11 protein-coding genes are annotated in these 15,133 nt (G+C 64.7%); 2 read left to right on the forward strand and 9 right to left on the reverse strand.

The features are described 5' to 3' along the window. Window positions 1-59: 59 nt before the first annotated feature. The 4 genes from acpA to AC1DKY_RS01610 all read right to left on the reverse strand — a co-directional run bounded on the left by acpA (window position 60) and on the right by AC1DKY_RS01610 (window position 6,439). Window positions 60-1,757 carry an acid phosphatase gene (gene acpA / locus AC1DKY_RS01595; RefSeq protein WP_441602004.1) on the reverse strand — a complete coding sequence of 566 codons (1,698 nt, stop codon included), beginning with the start codon at window positions 1,755-1,757 and terminating at the stop codon, window positions 60-62. Further along, complete coding sequence (locus AC1DKY_RS01600) at window positions 1,754-3,319, reverse strand: S10 family peptidase (RefSeq protein WP_477179870.1); 1,566 nt, start codon at window positions 3,317-3,319, stop codon at window positions 1,754-1,756. The genes acpA and AC1DKY_RS01600 overlap by 4 nt, the downstream gene beginning before the upstream one ends. A gap of 21 nt (window positions 3,320-3,340) precedes the next feature. Next, window positions 3,341-4,885, reverse strand: coding sequence for a S10 family peptidase (locus AC1DKY_RS01605; RefSeq protein ID WP_441602006.1), 1,545 nt, complete (start codon window positions 4,883-4,885; stop codon window positions 3,341-3,343). A 258-nt stretch (window positions 4,886-5,143) separates the two neighbouring features. After that, a complete protein-coding gene (locus AC1DKY_RS01610; RefSeq protein ID WP_441602007.1) occupies window positions 5,144-6,439 on the reverse strand; it encodes an amidohydrolase in 1,296 nt (431 codons plus the stop codon). A gap of 207 nt (window positions 6,440-6,646) precedes the next feature. On the opposite strand from AC1DKY_RS01610, the gene AC1DKY_RS01615 reads away from it, so the two are divergent. Beyond that, window positions 6,647-8,326, forward strand: coding sequence for an AMP-binding protein (locus tag AC1DKY_RS01615; protein WP_441602008.1), 1,680 nt, complete (start codon window positions 6,647-6,649; stop codon window positions 8,324-8,326). Window positions 8,327-8,425: 99 nt separating this feature from the next. Here AC1DKY_RS01615 and AC1DKY_RS01620 read toward each other — a convergent pair whose 3' ends face one another. The 4 genes from AC1DKY_RS01620 to AC1DKY_RS01635 all read right to left on the reverse strand — a co-directional run bounded on the left by AC1DKY_RS01620 (window position 8,426) and on the right by AC1DKY_RS01635 (window position 12,781). Further along, window positions 8,426-10,204 carry a putative bifunctional diguanylate cyclase/phosphodiesterase gene (locus tag AC1DKY_RS01620; protein WP_477179871.1) on the reverse strand — a complete coding sequence of 593 codons (1,779 nt, stop codon included), beginning with the start codon at window positions 10,202-10,204 and terminating at the stop codon, window positions 8,426-8,428. A gap of 177 nt (window positions 10,205-10,381) precedes the next feature. Then, window positions 10,382-10,759: a peptidase C13 gene (locus tag AC1DKY_RS01625; protein WP_441602010.1), complete on the reverse strand. Its 378-nt coding sequence runs from the start codon at window positions 10,757-10,759 to the stop codon at window positions 10,382-10,384. A 141-nt stretch (window positions 10,760-10,900) separates the two neighbouring features. Beyond that, on the reverse strand, window positions 10,901-12,022 hold the full coding sequence (gene zapE, locus AC1DKY_RS01630; RefSeq protein ID WP_477179872.1) for a cell division protein ZapE: 1,122 nt from the start codon (window positions 12,020-12,022) through the stop codon (window positions 10,901-10,903). A 69-nt stretch (window positions 12,023-12,091) separates the two neighbouring features. Continuing rightward, window positions 12,092-12,781, reverse strand: coding sequence for an alpha/beta hydrolase (locus AC1DKY_RS01635; protein WP_441602139.1), 690 nt, complete (start codon window positions 12,779-12,781; stop codon window positions 12,092-12,094). Window positions 12,782-12,829: 48 nt separating this feature from the next. Between AC1DKY_RS01635 and AC1DKY_RS01640 the strand changes: the two genes are divergently transcribed. Next, complete coding sequence (locus tag AC1DKY_RS01640) at window positions 12,830-13,426, forward strand: acyl carrier protein phosphodiesterase (RefSeq protein WP_441602012.1); 597 nt, start codon at window positions 12,830-12,832, stop codon at window positions 13,424-13,426. A gap of 293 nt (window positions 13,427-13,719) precedes the next feature. Here AC1DKY_RS01640 and AC1DKY_RS01645 read toward each other — a convergent pair whose 3' ends face one another. Beyond that, entirely contained in the window at window positions 13,720-15,078 is a 1,359-nt protein-coding gene (locus AC1DKY_RS01645; RefSeq protein WP_441602013.1) for a metal-dependent hydrolase family protein, read from the reverse strand. Window positions 15,079-15,133: the final 55 nt, after the last annotated feature.

Consider the following 15,133-nt stretch of genomic DNA (forward strand, 5'->3'; position numbering starts at 1 on the left):
GCGCACCCTGTGCGCGACACGCCCCGCCGCTGGCAGGGATTGGCGCGCACAGGGGAGATTTACGCGCTGAAGTCGAGGGCGTTGGTGAGGTCGCCGGGCGGCGGTCCGCCGGCGGCGATCATGGCTTGTTCGCGCATGCTCAGGCCGGGCAGCTTTTCGAGGCCGAAGCGGCGGGTGAGGAAGCGCGCGATCGAGCCGGTGTCGTAAATCGTATGGTCGACGTGGCCCTTCCTGGCATGCGGCGACACCACGATGGCGGGGACGCGTGAACCCGGTCCCCAACGATCGCCCTTGGGCGGTGCGACGTGGTCCCACCACCCGCCGTTTTCGTCGACGGTGATCACCACCATGGTGTGCTTCCACGCGGGCGACTTCTGCATCGCGTCGACGATCGCCATGACGTGGCGGTCGCCGGTATCCACATCCGAATAACCGGCGTGCATGTTCAAGTCGCCCTGTGGCTTGTAGAAGCTCACGGCGGGCAGGCGATTGGCTTCGATGTCGGCGAGGAAGCGATTGGTCTTGGAGGTTTCGCCCACGCCGCCATCGCGCAGATGCTTGGTGCGCGCTTCCGTGCCGGGTGCGAAGCTCTTGAAATAGTTCAGCGGCTGATGATGGATCTGGAAATTCGGGCGCTGCGGGAACTGGTGTTCGTCGCCGTCGCCCTTGCCGTCGAGCGCCAGCTGCCATGCACCCGCGTACCACGCCCACTCGACGCCGGCGGCGGAAAGCACGTCGCCGATGTTCTTGTGGACTTGTGGCGGCAGCGTGTTCGGGCTGTCTTCGGAGGCCAGCAGCGGATTCGTGCCTGACTGCGTGCTGGTCGGCTGGTACGGTGGCATCATGGTGTTCACGGCCCAGAAGTCGGGCGTGAGCTGGCTGCGCGAGGCGTACTTGGGCTTGCCATCCATCGCGCTGCGCGGTGAATCGTCGGCCAGCTTCAGGCGCGTATCGTTCGCCTTGCCGCTTTCGGTCACCGCGATGTTGAACTGTGCGGGGCTCTTGTCCGCGTTCGGATAGAACGGCGGTTGCGCGGCCACCAGGTACTGGTGATTGAGGAACGAGCCGCCGAACGTACCCATGAACCAGTTGTCGCACAGCGTGTACTGCCGCGCGAGCTGCCACAGGCGCAGGTTCGAGGCGCTGTCGTCGTAGTGGCCCATCACCATCGCGCCGGTATCGCCCCAGGCGACGAAGCCATCGTTCTTGCCGCCGTTGATCTGGCGCTGGTTGTCGTAGAACGCGTGCACGAGATCGCGCGTCACCACGCCATGCGGCAGCGGCTCGCCATCGCCCGTGCGCAGTGCCCACGGTGCGTTCGGCAAACCGGTGAGGTGATCCTGCATCACCTGGTAGTCGCGGTGATTCACCGTCTGTTTGTGGGGCGCCAACCCATGCCAGATCGGCGGCAGCTCTTTCAGCACGGCGCCGTCGCGGTCGCGCTGCAGGTATGACTCGGGCTTCAGCGTGCTGAGCGGCTGCTCCACGCCCGGGAAATTGGCGAACAGGTTGTTGAAGCTGCGGTTCTCCAGATAGATCACCACGACCTGCTGGATTTCCTTGCGCAGCATGGCGTCGATGGCAGCGGGTGCGGCTGGCGACGCCGACGGCTGTGCGGCCGCGGCCAATCCCTCCGTGCCACCGAGCGCGAGCGCGGCGCCGCCCAGCGCGATGCCGCCAAGCAGGCGGCGTCGCGAGGGGTCTTGCGGTGTTTCGTCAGTGGATTCGGGGGAAGGCGGGGGAGGCTGTTTGGTCACGGTGCGGCGTCGTCGTAGAAGCGGGACAGATCGGCCTTGGTTTGCTGCAAGGACGTCTGGTCAAGATAAATCATGTGACCCGAAGGATAAAAACCGAACGTGACGTTTTTGCGTTCGGCCGCTTCCAGCCCCAGATGCGTGAGGTCGAACTCGGTCGCGTAGAACGGCGTGGCCAGATCGTAATAGCCGTTCGCCGAGAACACCTTCAGGTGCGGGTTGCGACGCATCGCATCGCCCAGGTCGTCGCCCACGTAGGTCGCCTGCAGCCAGCCGCCGTTCTTCTTGCGCTTCCAGTCCCAGTTCTTGCCGATGGCGCCATAGTTGTTGGGCAGGTAGGCGCGATCGTCGGAGAACTTCAGTTCCGTGGTGGCGTACTGGTTGAACACGGCGACATAGGCGCCGGTGATCGCATCGCTGGCGGTATCGCCGTCGGGCGTCTCGCCGGCGGCATCCGGATCGATACCCTGGAAACGGCCATCCAGACGTCCGACGGTGAGGCGTTCGTTGCGCAGCAGCTCCTTGCGGAAGCGGCTGGGGCTGACGCGCAGGTTGGCTTCCTTGATGTACTGCGGCGACAGGCCGAGATAGCGGCTCATCTGGCCGGCAACGCGATCGGCCTCTGCCGGATCGATGGTGTCGCCCTTGGCCAGCGCCAGCGTGTAGTCGCCCGAAGCGAAACGGCGCACTTCCGCGAGGAATGTGCCGATATCGGCCGGCTTGTTCGGCACCTTGTTGTGGTACCACGCAATCGCCGCTTCGGTGGGCAGGTTCACGATGTAGCCGTGGTCGATGCCCGGCGCCGCCACGGAGAAATCGAGGATCGACGACATCAGCACGACGCCGTTGAATTCCATGCCCGCTTCCTGCAGCGATTTCACCAGCACCGCGGAACGCGTGGTGCCGTAGCTTTCGCCGAACAGGAATTTCGGCGAATTCCAGCGGTTGTTGACGCTCACATAGCGCGTGATGAACTTGGTGAACGCCTCGGCATCCTGGTCCACGCCCCACACGTCCTTGCCTTCGGTCTTGCCGGCGAGCTGCGAGTAACCCGTGCCCGGTGCGTCGATGAAGACGAGATCGCTCTTGTCGAGCAGGCTTTGATCGTTGGGCACCCAGCGATATGGCGCCGGCGGAATCGGCTTGTCGCCGTCGTTGGCCACGCGCACCGGTCCGAACGAACCCATGTGCAGCCACATGGACGAGGAGCCCGGGCCGCCGTTGTAGAAGAACGTCACCGGACGCTTGCTGTTTTTGCCGCCATCGGCGGTGTACGCGACATAGAAGAAGCTCACCGTCGGCTTGCCCTTGTCGTCGCGGATGGTGAGGCGACCGGCGGTGGCGGTGTAGCTGATGGTGCGATTGCCGACGCGCACACTGTGCTTAGTCACTACGCTGCGCTCGGGCGGCGTGGGCTGCGCGTTTTCGTCGGCGTTCTTGTCTTTGTCCTTGTCGCCGTGTTCGGACTTGGGCGCGTCCTTGGGTGTGTCGGCCGCGTGCAGCGGCAGGGTGCCCAGGGCGAGCAAGGTGGCGAGGGCGAGCGTAGCGAGGTGAGGCTTGCGCATGTCAGTTCGTCTCGTTGGGCATCAGGAGTGGGTGGTGGCGTCGTAGTAGCGAGCCAGGTCGCCCTTGAGCTGCTGCAGCGCTTCGGTGTTGAGATAAATCATGTGGCCCGACGGGTAGTACAGGAAGTGCACATTGCCGCGCAGCGACGGTTCCAGGTCCATGTGCGAGATGTCGTATTCGGTGTTGAAGAACGGCGTGGCGAAGTCGTAGTAGCCGTTCACCGAAAGCAGCTGCAGATGCGGGTTGGTGCGCATCGCATGCGCCAGGTCGCCGGCAACATAGGCCATCAGCAGCGGGCGCTTGATGCCGGCCGCCTGATGCTTCCAGTCCCACGACTTGTTGATGTCGCCGAAGGTCGGGCGGTAGTCCAGGTCGCTGTGGTAGTTGAGCTGGTTGACGATGTAGTCGTTGAACGCGGTGACGAAGGCGCCGCTGATGCCGGTGTCGGATGCATCGTAGTCGGGCACCTCGCCGGCAGCGTCTTCGTCCACACCTTCGAAGCGTGCGTCGTAGCGGCCGATGGTGCGGCGCTCGTTGCGCAACAGCTCCTTCCGGAAGCGCGACGGATCCACGCGCAGGTTGGATTCCTTGATGTATTCCACAGAGAGGCCGGTATACCCCGCGAGCTGGCGCGCCACCGCATCGGCCTCGGCGGCAGGAACGTTTTGTCCCTTGGCAAGCGCACTTGCATAAGGGCCGCTGGCGAACGCGCGCACCTGGTCGATGTATGCCTTGAGATCAGAGGGTTTGTTGGCCAGCTTGTTGTGGTACCACGCGGCCGCCGCATAGCTCGGCACGTAGCCGATATACATCTCGTCGTAACCCGGCATGCGCATGCCGTAGTTGAGGATGGAGGACATGATGATCACGCCGTTGAACGACATGCCCTTGTCCTGCAGCGCATCCACCAGCGCACCGGAGCGCGTGGTGCCGTAGCTTTCGCCGTAGAGGAATTTCGGCGAATTCCAGCGGTTGTTGACCGTCACGTAGCGCTGGATGGCACGCGAGAATGCCGAGACGTCCTGGTCCACGCCCCAGAAGTCCTTGCCTTCGGCCTTGCCGAGCGGACGCGAGTAACCGGTGCCCACGGCGTCGATAAAGACCAGGTCGGTCTTGTCCAGCAGGCTGTCGCTGTTGGCGACCAGCTTGTACGGCGCCGGCGCGGTGGCAGCGGGACTGTTGGTGGCGATGCGCACCGGTCCGAACGAACCCATGTGCAGCCACATCGACGACGAACCCGGGCCGCCGTTGTAGAGGAAGGTGACTGGCCGCTTCTCCGCCTTGCCATCCACCGTATAGGCCACGTAGAACACGCTGGCCTGCGGCTCGCCCTTGTCGTCGCGGATGATCACCGTACCGGCGGTGGCGGTGTAGGACACCGAATGGCCGTTGATGCTGACGCTGTGCTTGGTGCGCACCGCAGTTTCGGTGCTCGGCGCCTGGACGTCCTCGTCCTTGCTGGCGGCCTTTTTGTCTTTGTCGGGCGGCGCATCCTTGGCCAAGGTCATGGAACAAGGCAGCAGCACAAGGCTGCCGGCCAACAGCAAGGTCAAAAGGCGGCGCATGCAATTCCCCGGGGATTGGATCGATGTAAGCCCCGAGTATGCGTATCGCGCCCAGGCGGCGACCGTGACAAAAGTACTGGTTGGCTTACTTTTCGCTGACGGGGTGTGGGGTGCGAGTCCCGCAGGATCATGCGCAAGGAAGCGAGCGTTCACAAAAGAAACGCCGCGAACGCCGGGATTGTGAAAGGCGACGGGCAGGGCATGTCGCCCGGTTTCCAGGCTCGTCCAGAGAGCCTGGGAACCGGGCGCATGTTTTGATCAGGACTTAGGTGCGTTGAGATAGTCCAGCGTCGCCTGCAGCATCGATGCCATGCCGATCTTCAAGGCGCCTTCGTCCATGAAGAATTTCGGGGAATGGTTGGCGGGCGCTTTGAGTGCGTCCTGTCCCACCGGCGTGGAGCCCACCCAGAAATACACGCTGGGCACCTCGTTGGCGAAGTAGGCAAAGTCTTCCGACGCCATCCACGGCTTCGCCTCGATCACGTGATCGCTGCCGATCGCCTTGCCGATGCTGTCGCTCACGCGTGCCGTGAGCGCAGGATTGTTGACCAGCACCGGGTTGCTGTCGCCCACCGGTATCTGCGTTTCCACCGTCGCGCCGTTGGCCGCCGCGATGTGCTGTGCAATATCCTTCAGATTATCGATGGCTTGCTGGCGCATGCCGGCGTCGAAGGTGCGCAGCGTGCCCTGCATTTCCACCTGGTCGGGCACGATGTTGTAGCGAGCGCCGCCTTCGATGATGCCGAAGCTGAGCACGGCGGGGTAGTCGCCGATATTGAGCTTGCGGCTGACGATGGTCTGCGCCGCGCCGATGATTTCGGAGGAGGTGACGATGGGGTCGACGCCGTTCCACGGCATCGCGCCATGCGTCTGCTTGCCGTGCACCACCATCTTGAACCAGTCCGAGCCGGCCATGGCCGGACCGGGACGCACACCCACCGTGCCCACGTTGAGCGAACTGACCACGTGCATGCCGAACATCGCGTCGGGCTTGAAGTCGCGGAACACACCGTCCCTGAGCATCAGCGATGCGCCACCCTGTTCGCCCGGGGGCGCGCCTTCTTCGGCCGGCTGGAACACGAACATCACTTGGCCAGGCAAGTCCTTCCTCATGCCGGCCAGCACCGTAGCCAGGCCAAGCAGCATCGCCGTGTGCGCGTCATGCCCGCACGCATGCATCACGCCGACCGGCTTGCCGCGATATTCGCCTTTGGCCTTGGAGGCGAACGGAACATCGACGTCTTCGGTGACCGGCAAGGCATCCATATCGGCGCGGATCGCGAGCTTGGGACCGGGCTTGCCGCCCTTGAGGATGGCGACGACACCGGTGTGCGCGATGCCGGTGTGCACCTCCAGCCCTAGCTTCTTCAATTGCGCTGCGACGAGCGCCGAAGTGCGTGTCTCGCGATTGCTCAGCTCCGGATGCTGATGGATGTCGCGACGCCACGCGGTGACTTGCGGCAACTCGCCTTGCACGAGTTGCGTGGTGTCGGCGGCATGAGCGGTACCGGCGAGGACGGTTGCGAGAGCCAGGGCGAGCGAGGTCAGGCGCATAGGGTGTCTCCACGAATGGTGGCTCGATCCTAACGCCTTCGGCAGCTTGTTGTTGTTGTGGGAGCGCACCCTGTGCGCGACTCGCCGGGCGACAGGTTTCGCCCAGGAGCGTCGCGCACAGGGTGCGCTCCCACAAGGGAAAGCCGGGCGCCATGGAGGCCACAACCCCAGTGCTATGCTCATTCCCCGACCATCGAGGCCGACCAGATGCCCGCTGCGAGCTACGTCCATGGTGTCAGTTCCCAGCCGCTGCTTGGCGATACCGTCGGCACGCTGCTCGACCGCATCGCCGCCCGCTATCCGGAGCGTCCGGCACTGGTGGCGCGGTCCCAGGACATCCGGCTCGACTACCGGCAGTTCCATGCCGAGGTGGAGCGTGTTGCGGCCGGGCTCATGTCGCTGGGATTGCAGCGCGGCGACCGCATCGGCATCTGGGCGCCCAACCGCTACGAATGGGTAGTGCTCCAATTTGCAGCGCCCAAGCTCGGTCTGATCCTGGTCAACATCAATCCCGCTTACCGCCTGCACGAGCTGGAGTACGCGCTCAACAAGGTCCGTTGCCGTGCGCTGGTCTTGCCGCGGCGCTTCAAGACCTCGCATTACCTCGACATGCTGATGGAGCTGGCGCCGGAACTGAGTCATGCGCAGGCAGGTCTGTTGCAGTCCGAACGCCTGCCGTCGCTGCGCGAGGTGATCCTGCTCGATGATCAGGCGGCGCCGGGTACGCGCCGTTGGAGCGAGCTGGCCACCTGCGCCGACGAGGCTGCGATGGCGCAGATGCGCGAGGTGCAAAGCCAGCTCAATTTCGACGACCCGGTGAATATCCAGTTCACCTCCGGCACCACCGGCGCCCCCAAGGGCGCGACGCTCACCCATCACAACATCGTCAACAACGGGTATTTCATCGGCGAGGCGATGCGGCTGACGCAGCTCGATCGATTGTGCATCCCGGTGCCGTTCTACCACTGCTTCGGCATGGTGCTGGGCAACCTCGCCTGTGTCACGCACGGAGCCTGCATGGTGATACCCGGCGAGGGCTTCGATGTGCTCGCCACGCTGGAAGCGGTACAGGAGGAGCGCTGCACCGGCCTGCATGGCGTGCCCACCATGTTCATTGCGCAGCTCGAGCACCCGCAGTTTTCCCGCTTTGATCTCAGCTCGCTGCGCACCGGCATCATGGCCGGCTCGCCGTGCCCGATCGAGGTGATGCGTCGGGTGGTGAGCGATATGCACATGAGCGAAATCACCATCGCCTACGGCATGACGGAAACCAGTCCAGTCAGCTTCCAGTCCACCACGCAGGATCCGCTGGAGCGCCGCGTCGACAGCGTGGGCCGCATCCATCCGCACGTGGAAGTGAAACTGCTGGACGAGCGCGGACGCACCGTGCCGCGTGGCACGGCGGGCGAGCTATGCACGCGTGGCTATTCCGTCATGCTCGGCTATTGGGAGGACGAGGAGCTCACCCGCGAGGCGATCGACGAGGCGCGCTGGATGCACACCGGCGACCTGGCCGTGATCGACGACGAGGGTTATTGCAGCATCGTCGGTCGGCTGAAGGACATGATCATCCGCGGTGGCGAGAATGTTTACCCGCGCGAGATCGAGGAATTCCTCTACACCCATCCCAAGGTCCAGGACGTGCAGGTGTTTGGCGTGCCCGACGAGAAGTTCGGCGAGCAGGTGTGCGCGTGGGTGCGCCTGCGCGATGGCTGCGCGTCCAGCGAGGCGGAGATCCAGAGTTATTGCCGGCATCACCTGGCCTATTTCAAGGTGCCGCATTACGTGCGCTTCGTCGACGAATTTCCGATGACGGTGACGGGGAAGGTGCAGAAGTATTTGATGCGCGAGGCGATGGCTGGAGAATTGGGCCTGCCCATGACGTGAACCTCCTGTGGGAGCGCACCCTGTGCGCGACTTCGGCTACAGAGGAACATCGAATCTCCGCGGTCGCGCACAGGGTGCGCTCCCACAGGGTAAGGCTGGCTATTGGCCCCAGCGAACCGCGCGCCGCGACGGCATGCCCTGATGCGCGGTCAACCACGCCGGCACATCATGGGACGGCATGGGATGCGCAATATGAAACCCCTGCGCTTCATCGCAGGCCATGCCCAGCACGCTCTCGTAGATGTGCGAGGTTTCCACCCCTTCCACCACTACGCGAAAACCCATATTGCGCGACAGCTCCGCCACCGAACGCACGATCGCTTCGTCGTGCTGGCTGGTGCCCATGCCGCGCACGAAGGACTGGTCGATCTTCAGGCTGGTGGCCGGCATCTGCCGCAGCGCCGCCAGATTGCTGTAGCCGGTGCCGAAGTCGTCGATCGCAATGCCGGCGCCGAGCTCGCGAATCGCGGTGAGATGGCGGCGCGTGACGGCGCTGTGCTCCATCAGCGTGCTTTCGGTGAACTCGAGCTCCAGCGAATCGAGCCCGATCTTGTGCCGCTCGGCGACGCTGCGCAGGCGGCCGACCAGGTCGGCGTCCAGGTCGGTGCTGGAAACGTTGAGCGACAACTTGATGTCGTGCCCGTCACGGCGCCAGGCGGCCAGCTGCGCGAGGCTGTGCTCCATCACCCATTGCGTCAGCGAGTGCATCAGGCCCGCACGCTCGGCCAGTGCGACGAAGTGCGCGGGAGGGATGGAGCCCAGCGTGGGATGGTGCCAGCGCGCGAGGGCTTCCACCGCCATGCAGCGGCCGGTGTCCAGGTCCACGCGGGGTTGGTAGTGCAGGTCGAGTTCGGTCCGCTCGTTCAGCGCGGCGGCCAGTTCGGTGACCAGCAGGAATTCCTGTCGCTGCTGTTCGTCCTGCATGCGGTTGTATACCGCCCAGCCGCGCGGACTCTGCTGCGCGGCATGCGAGGCGTTCATCACCAGGCGCAGCGGATCGCCACCGCGCAACTCGTTCGCATGGATCTTGAGCAGGCCCACGCCGGGCTGGATGGTCAGCGGGATGCCCAGGCAATCGAACGGCCGGCGCAGGCGCGCCACCAGGTCGTCGAGGCGCGTGCTGTCATCGAGCAGGTGATGATCGGGAAGCACGGCGGCAAAACGCGTCGCGCCTACCTGATAGAGGCGCGTCTGGGGCGGTATCCATTCGATGGTGCGTGCGGCGACGGAGCGCATCAACTCATCGGCGTACGCATGCCCCATGGCGCGGATGAATGCATTGAAACGCTGCACCGGCGCCACGTCGATGGCGATCACCCACGCATGCGGCACGCCTTCGTGCAGATGCTTGCGCAGATCGTCGAAGAACGCGTAACGATGCGGCAGCTGGGTGATCGGATCGGTGCGGCCAAGATAGCTGCGCAACACCACGCCGGCGCCGATCAGCGAGGCGGCGTCGCGCAAGCTGGCCTGCTCGCTCTCGTTCAATGCAGTGCGCGGCTGCGAGTCCATCACGCATAGCGCGCCGATGTGCTGGCCGGTGAGCGTGCAGACCGGTTCGCTGGCAAAGAAGCGGATCGGTCCCAGGCCTGTCGTCAGTGGCAGTGCGTCGTCGCGCAGGCGTTCATCGGCAAGCGTATCGAGCACCACCTGCGATGCGAGACTGCGCGCTGCCTGCAGCAACAGCGGATGCAAGGCGCGCGGTCCGCCGGACGGCAAGGCGTTGCCATCGGCAAACCAGTAAGCCGCACCGCTGTTGAGCACCAGCGCCACCTGCGGAACGCCGAGCGTGCGCGTCATCAGGCGCACCACGGCATCGAAGCCCGGCACAGCCAGGCTCTCCGCCGAAGCGGCGGCTTGCTCCGGGGATGTTTCCACGGCAGGCGGTGTTGGCTGATGCCCAGCCGCGATCTGCCCCGGACCCCATCCCGTGGTCGTGCGCATCGCCGATTGCCCCCTAAGGACTGGTGTCCCGATATGCAGGCGAGGCTACTCCAGCCGCTTCGCGGACCGCAATCTGTCAAATAGTGGTACGGCTCTTTGGGGTGTGCGTGCCTATGGTTTGATGCTGAAATCCACTTCGACAGGATACGGTGCAGGCTTGGCAGGCGGTGGCGGCAGGGTCCAGCTGGCGAAGTGGCTGGCCATGCATTGCGCCACCAGTGTCTCGGGCTGCACTGCGATGCGTGACAAGCGCCCGTCGGCAGCGACGTCGGCGACCAGGGTGAAAGGCGACTTGTCCGGCGGCTGGGTGGCGGCCAGACAGCTCTTGTACGCATCCGTGGTGGCATTGCCGATGCGATCCCACATCTGTTTCTGATAGGCCGGCCCCGTGGCGGCGCCCTCGGCCAGCTTGGCCTGGGTGACGCGCGCGTGGAAATCCGCGCCAGCGTTGGGACTCAGTTGCAGGGCAAGGGCGAGCAGGATCGACATGGCGGTTCCGGCCGATGAGGAGGCATCACGTTAGCAGCAACGTCCCTTGGTAGGAGCGCACTTGTGCGCGAACGCGGCCTAATAGGCCGCCCTGCGGTCGGCGTTCGCGCACAAGTGCGCTCCTACAAAGGGTGCCGGCGATCAGGGCAGGTGTTCGCTCGCCAGATATTCCTCGCTTTGCATTTCAATCAACCGCGATTCCGTACGGCCGAATTCCGCGCGCAAGCGCTCGCCGTCGTACAGATCGGTGATCGCTGCCGCTGCGGACAGGATGAGTTTCACGTGGCGGTCGTAGAACTCGTCGACCAATTGCACGAAGCGTCGCGCGGCATCGTCGGTATAGATGGTGAACTGCGGCACGTTGGAGATGATGACGGCCGGACTGGTCTTGGCCAGTTCGATGTAATCGGCCACGGCGCGCGGGCCTTCGCACAGCGCGGCGAAGTCGAACCACACGATGTTGCGGGCACGCTTGCGCACCGGGATGGCGCGATCGTTGATGATCAGCTCGCCACCATCCTGTACGGCGCCTTCGGCCTGGGTGGTGAAGATGCGCGACAGCGCGCGCTCCGCTTCGGCGCTCGGCGGCGTCTGGTATACCGGGGCCTGGGTGAGTGCACGCAATCGCCAGTCGTGCGAGGAAATCATCTGCACCACGCGGCAATGCTTTTCGATCAGCGCGATGGCCGGCAGAAAACGCGCGCGCTGCAGGCCCTCCTTGTACAGGTTCTCCGGCGCCGTGTTCGAGGTGGTGACCAGGGTCACGCCGCGCTCGAACAGCGACTGCAGCAGCGTGCCCAAGATCATGGCGTCGCCGATGTCGTTGACCAGGAATTCGTCCAGGCACAGCACGCGACAACGCGAGGCGATGTTGGCGGCGACCTCGATCAACGGATCCTGCCGTTCGCCCAGCTCGCGCAACTGCTCATGCACCTMGCCCATGAAGCGATGGTAGTGACGGCGCAACGCCATGCCGGGCGACAGGCTGGACACGAACATATCCATCAGGAAGGTCTTGCCGCGTCCCACGCTGCCCCACAGGTACAAGCCCTGCACGCCTTCGCGGGTGTCGTTGCCCAGCAGCGATTTCAGACGTCCAAACAAGCCGTTGCCATTGCCGTTCGCCGCGGCGGCGAGCAGGGCGGCATGCATGCGGTCGAACTCGGGCAGCAAGGCCTGCTGGGCCGGATCGGCCTCCCAGCGGTGCGCGCTGACACCTTCGTGATAACGCGCACTGGGCGCGAGCAGGTCGGAATTACTCATGGGTACGGCGGACTCTACCGATGCCAGGTGGGGACGCCGGGCATCGCATCGGGGGGAGGTCGAGCAGCATCAGTCCTGACGCAGCGGCGGCAGCCAGGGCTGCACGGCGTGCTTGATGGCGCCGCGCAGATCCATCAGGCGACGGTGGAAGAAGTGGCTGGTTTCGGGCATGCGCACCAGTTCAGGCTTGTGCTTCATGCCGTCGATCCAGTTGAACACGGTCTGCGGGTCGACCACTTCGTCTTCCTCGCCTTGCACCACCAGCCAGGGACAGGTCGGCAGCTGGATGTCCTCGAACGGCCAGCGACCGGCCGGCGGCGCGATGCTGATCAGCGCGTCGGCGCGCAGGCGCACCGCGTTGCGGATGGAGACATAGCTGCCGAACGAGAAGCCGGCCAGCCACAGGGCGTCGTCCGGGCGGGTCCGGCGCACCCAGGCCGCCACGGCAGCCAGGTCGTCGCCCTCGCCGTTGCCATGGTCATACGTGCCTTCGGATTCGCCCGTGCCGCGGAAATTGAAGCGCACGGTGTCCAGCCCGGACTCGCGCAGCGAGCGCTCTACCATGGTCACCACCTTGTTGTGCATGGTGCCGCCCTGGAGCGGGTGCGGATGGCAGATGATGGCGGTGCCGCGGCGTGCCTCTTCGGGCACGGCCACGTCGCTCACAGCTTCTAGCTTGCCGGCGGGCCCTTCCAGCGCGAAGCTGGAGGCCTGCTCCGGAAAACGGTCGGGTTGGGTGGGAATGATCACGGGGTTCATAAGCAAGATGATAACCGCCAGCTGGCCTCGGCGTTCGGGCCGGCCGCGATGAATCATCTTGCGCACACGTTGCTGGCCGGTGACGACGAGCTGCTGCAACTGGGCGGTTTCATGGGGGATTTCGTCCATGGACAGCCCGATCCAGCCTTGCCACAGGGCGTGATCACGGGCATTCGCCTGCATCGGGCCATCGATGTGTTTACCGATAGCCATCCTGCGGTGGCAGAGGCGCGGGCGCTGCTGCCGGCGCCGTTCCGCCGTTACGGCGGGATCCTGCTGGACATGTGGTTCGACCACCTGCTTGCGCGCGATTTCCCGCGCTGGAGTCATCACTCGCTGGAGCCCTATTCGGCCCACCTGCGCGAGCTGCTGCACCGCTATGAGCCGTTACTGCCGCCCGGCCTGCTGCGCTTTCGCAATTACATGGAGGCGCACGCGCTGCCGGCAGGCTATGCGCGGCTCGAGGAAATGGGCGCGGCGTTTGATGGGATTTCGCATCGCTTGAGCCGGAGCAATCCGGTCGGGGAGGCGTTGCCGGTGTTGATGGGCCTGGATCGCCCGCTGCAGGCGACGTTTGAGGTGTTTTATCCGGAGTTGACGGCGTTTGCGGGCGAGTGGTTGGGGGAGCACGGGGCGGCCAGTTAACTGGAGCGCCTTTCGTCATCCCGCCGTCGCCGGCGTCCGCTTGTTGTAGGAGCGCACTTGTGCGCGACCAGCCGACGGAGCGGCGCGCCCAACGTGGCGGTCGCGCACAAGTGCGCTCCTACAAGGAGGGTGCCAGCCTGGGCGTCGGATCAAAGCTGCCGGTTGGCTCTTTGTGGGAGCGCACCCTGTGCGCGACAAGCCTACGGAGCAGCACACCCAGGCGTGGCAGTCGCGCACAGGGTGCGCTCCCACAGATAAGCAACGACGCTAGACGGAGAAGGGACTAGGCAAACTCAGTTCACCGCTTCCTTCCCATCCTCTTTGTAAACCACGCCACCCTTCATCACGAAGTTCACCTTCTGCATCACAGTGATGTCTTCGATCGGGTTGCCCGGCACGGCAATGATGTCGGCCATGCGGCCCACGGCGATCTGGCCCAGTTCGTTCTGTTTGTGCAGCAGTTCGGCGGCATGGGTGGTGGCGGCTTGCAGCACGAACATCGGCGGCATGCCGGCTTGCACCATGTATTGGAACTCCTTGGCGTTCTGGCCGTGCGGATAGACGGCGGCATCCGTGCCGAAGGCGATCTTCACGCCGGCCTTGTAGGCCTTGCCGGCGGTGGTCTGGATGATCGGGCCCACCTGCAGCGCCTTGGCGGCGACTTGCGGCGGGTAGTAGCCGGGTTTGGCGGCCATTTCCTGCACGTACTTGCCGGCGATGATGGTGGGCACGTACCAGGTGCCGTGTTCCTTCATCAGCTTCATATCTTCATCGTTCATGAAGGTGCCGTGCTCGATCGAATCGACGCCGGCCAACACCGCGCGGCGGATCGCTTCGGCGCCGTGCGCGTGCGCGGCCACGGTGAAGCCGTAGTCGTGAGCGGCGGTGACCACAGCCTTGATCTCTTCGATGGTCATCTGCGCGTTGTCGGCGCTGCTGCTTTCGTCGAGCACGCCGCCCGAGGGCATGATCTTGATGACGTCCACGCCATCCTTGTAGTGCTGGCGCACGGCCTTATAGGCGTCGTCGGCGCTGTTGATGATGCCGTCCTTGGGGCCGGGATTGCCGGCCAGGTCCATGCGATAGCCGTCGGTGGGGTCGGCATGGCCGCCGGTGCTGCCGATCGGCCGGCCGGCGGTGAAGATGCGCGGACCCGGCACGATGCCGGCATTGATGGCATTGCGCAGCGAAATGGATTCGTTGCCCGCGTCGCCGAGATTGCGCACCGCGGTAAAGCCGGCCATCAGCGTGCGACGCGCGTAAACGGTCGAGCGGATCGCGTAGTCGGAAATATTCCAGCGGAACTGATCGGTGTAACCGGAGGGGCTCGTTTCGCTGGTGAGATGCGTGTGTGCGTCGATCAGGCCGGGCAGGCAGGTGCCGTTGATGAACTTCTCAAAGCGAAAGCTCGCGCCCGAGGTCTTGGCGGCATTGGCGTAGGAGCTGTAGTCGACGAAGCCGGACTTGATCTCCTTGACCTGCTTGCCTTCGATCACCAGCGTGGTTTCGCCCAGCAGCTTGCCCGCGGCGGTGTCGACCAGGTGCGCACACTGCAGCACGGTGACGTCCGGCGGAGACTGCGCGGGTTCGGCCGCAATGGCGGTGGGCAGCGCAAGGGCTGCAGCGATGGCGAAGGCAACGCGTGTGGTCATGATGAGCTCCCCGGGTGAAGCGCTCATCTTAGGGTGAGACCGGGGCGGCCGACCC

The sequence above is a fragment of the Dyella sp. 01N448 genome (genome assembly GCF_056399225.1).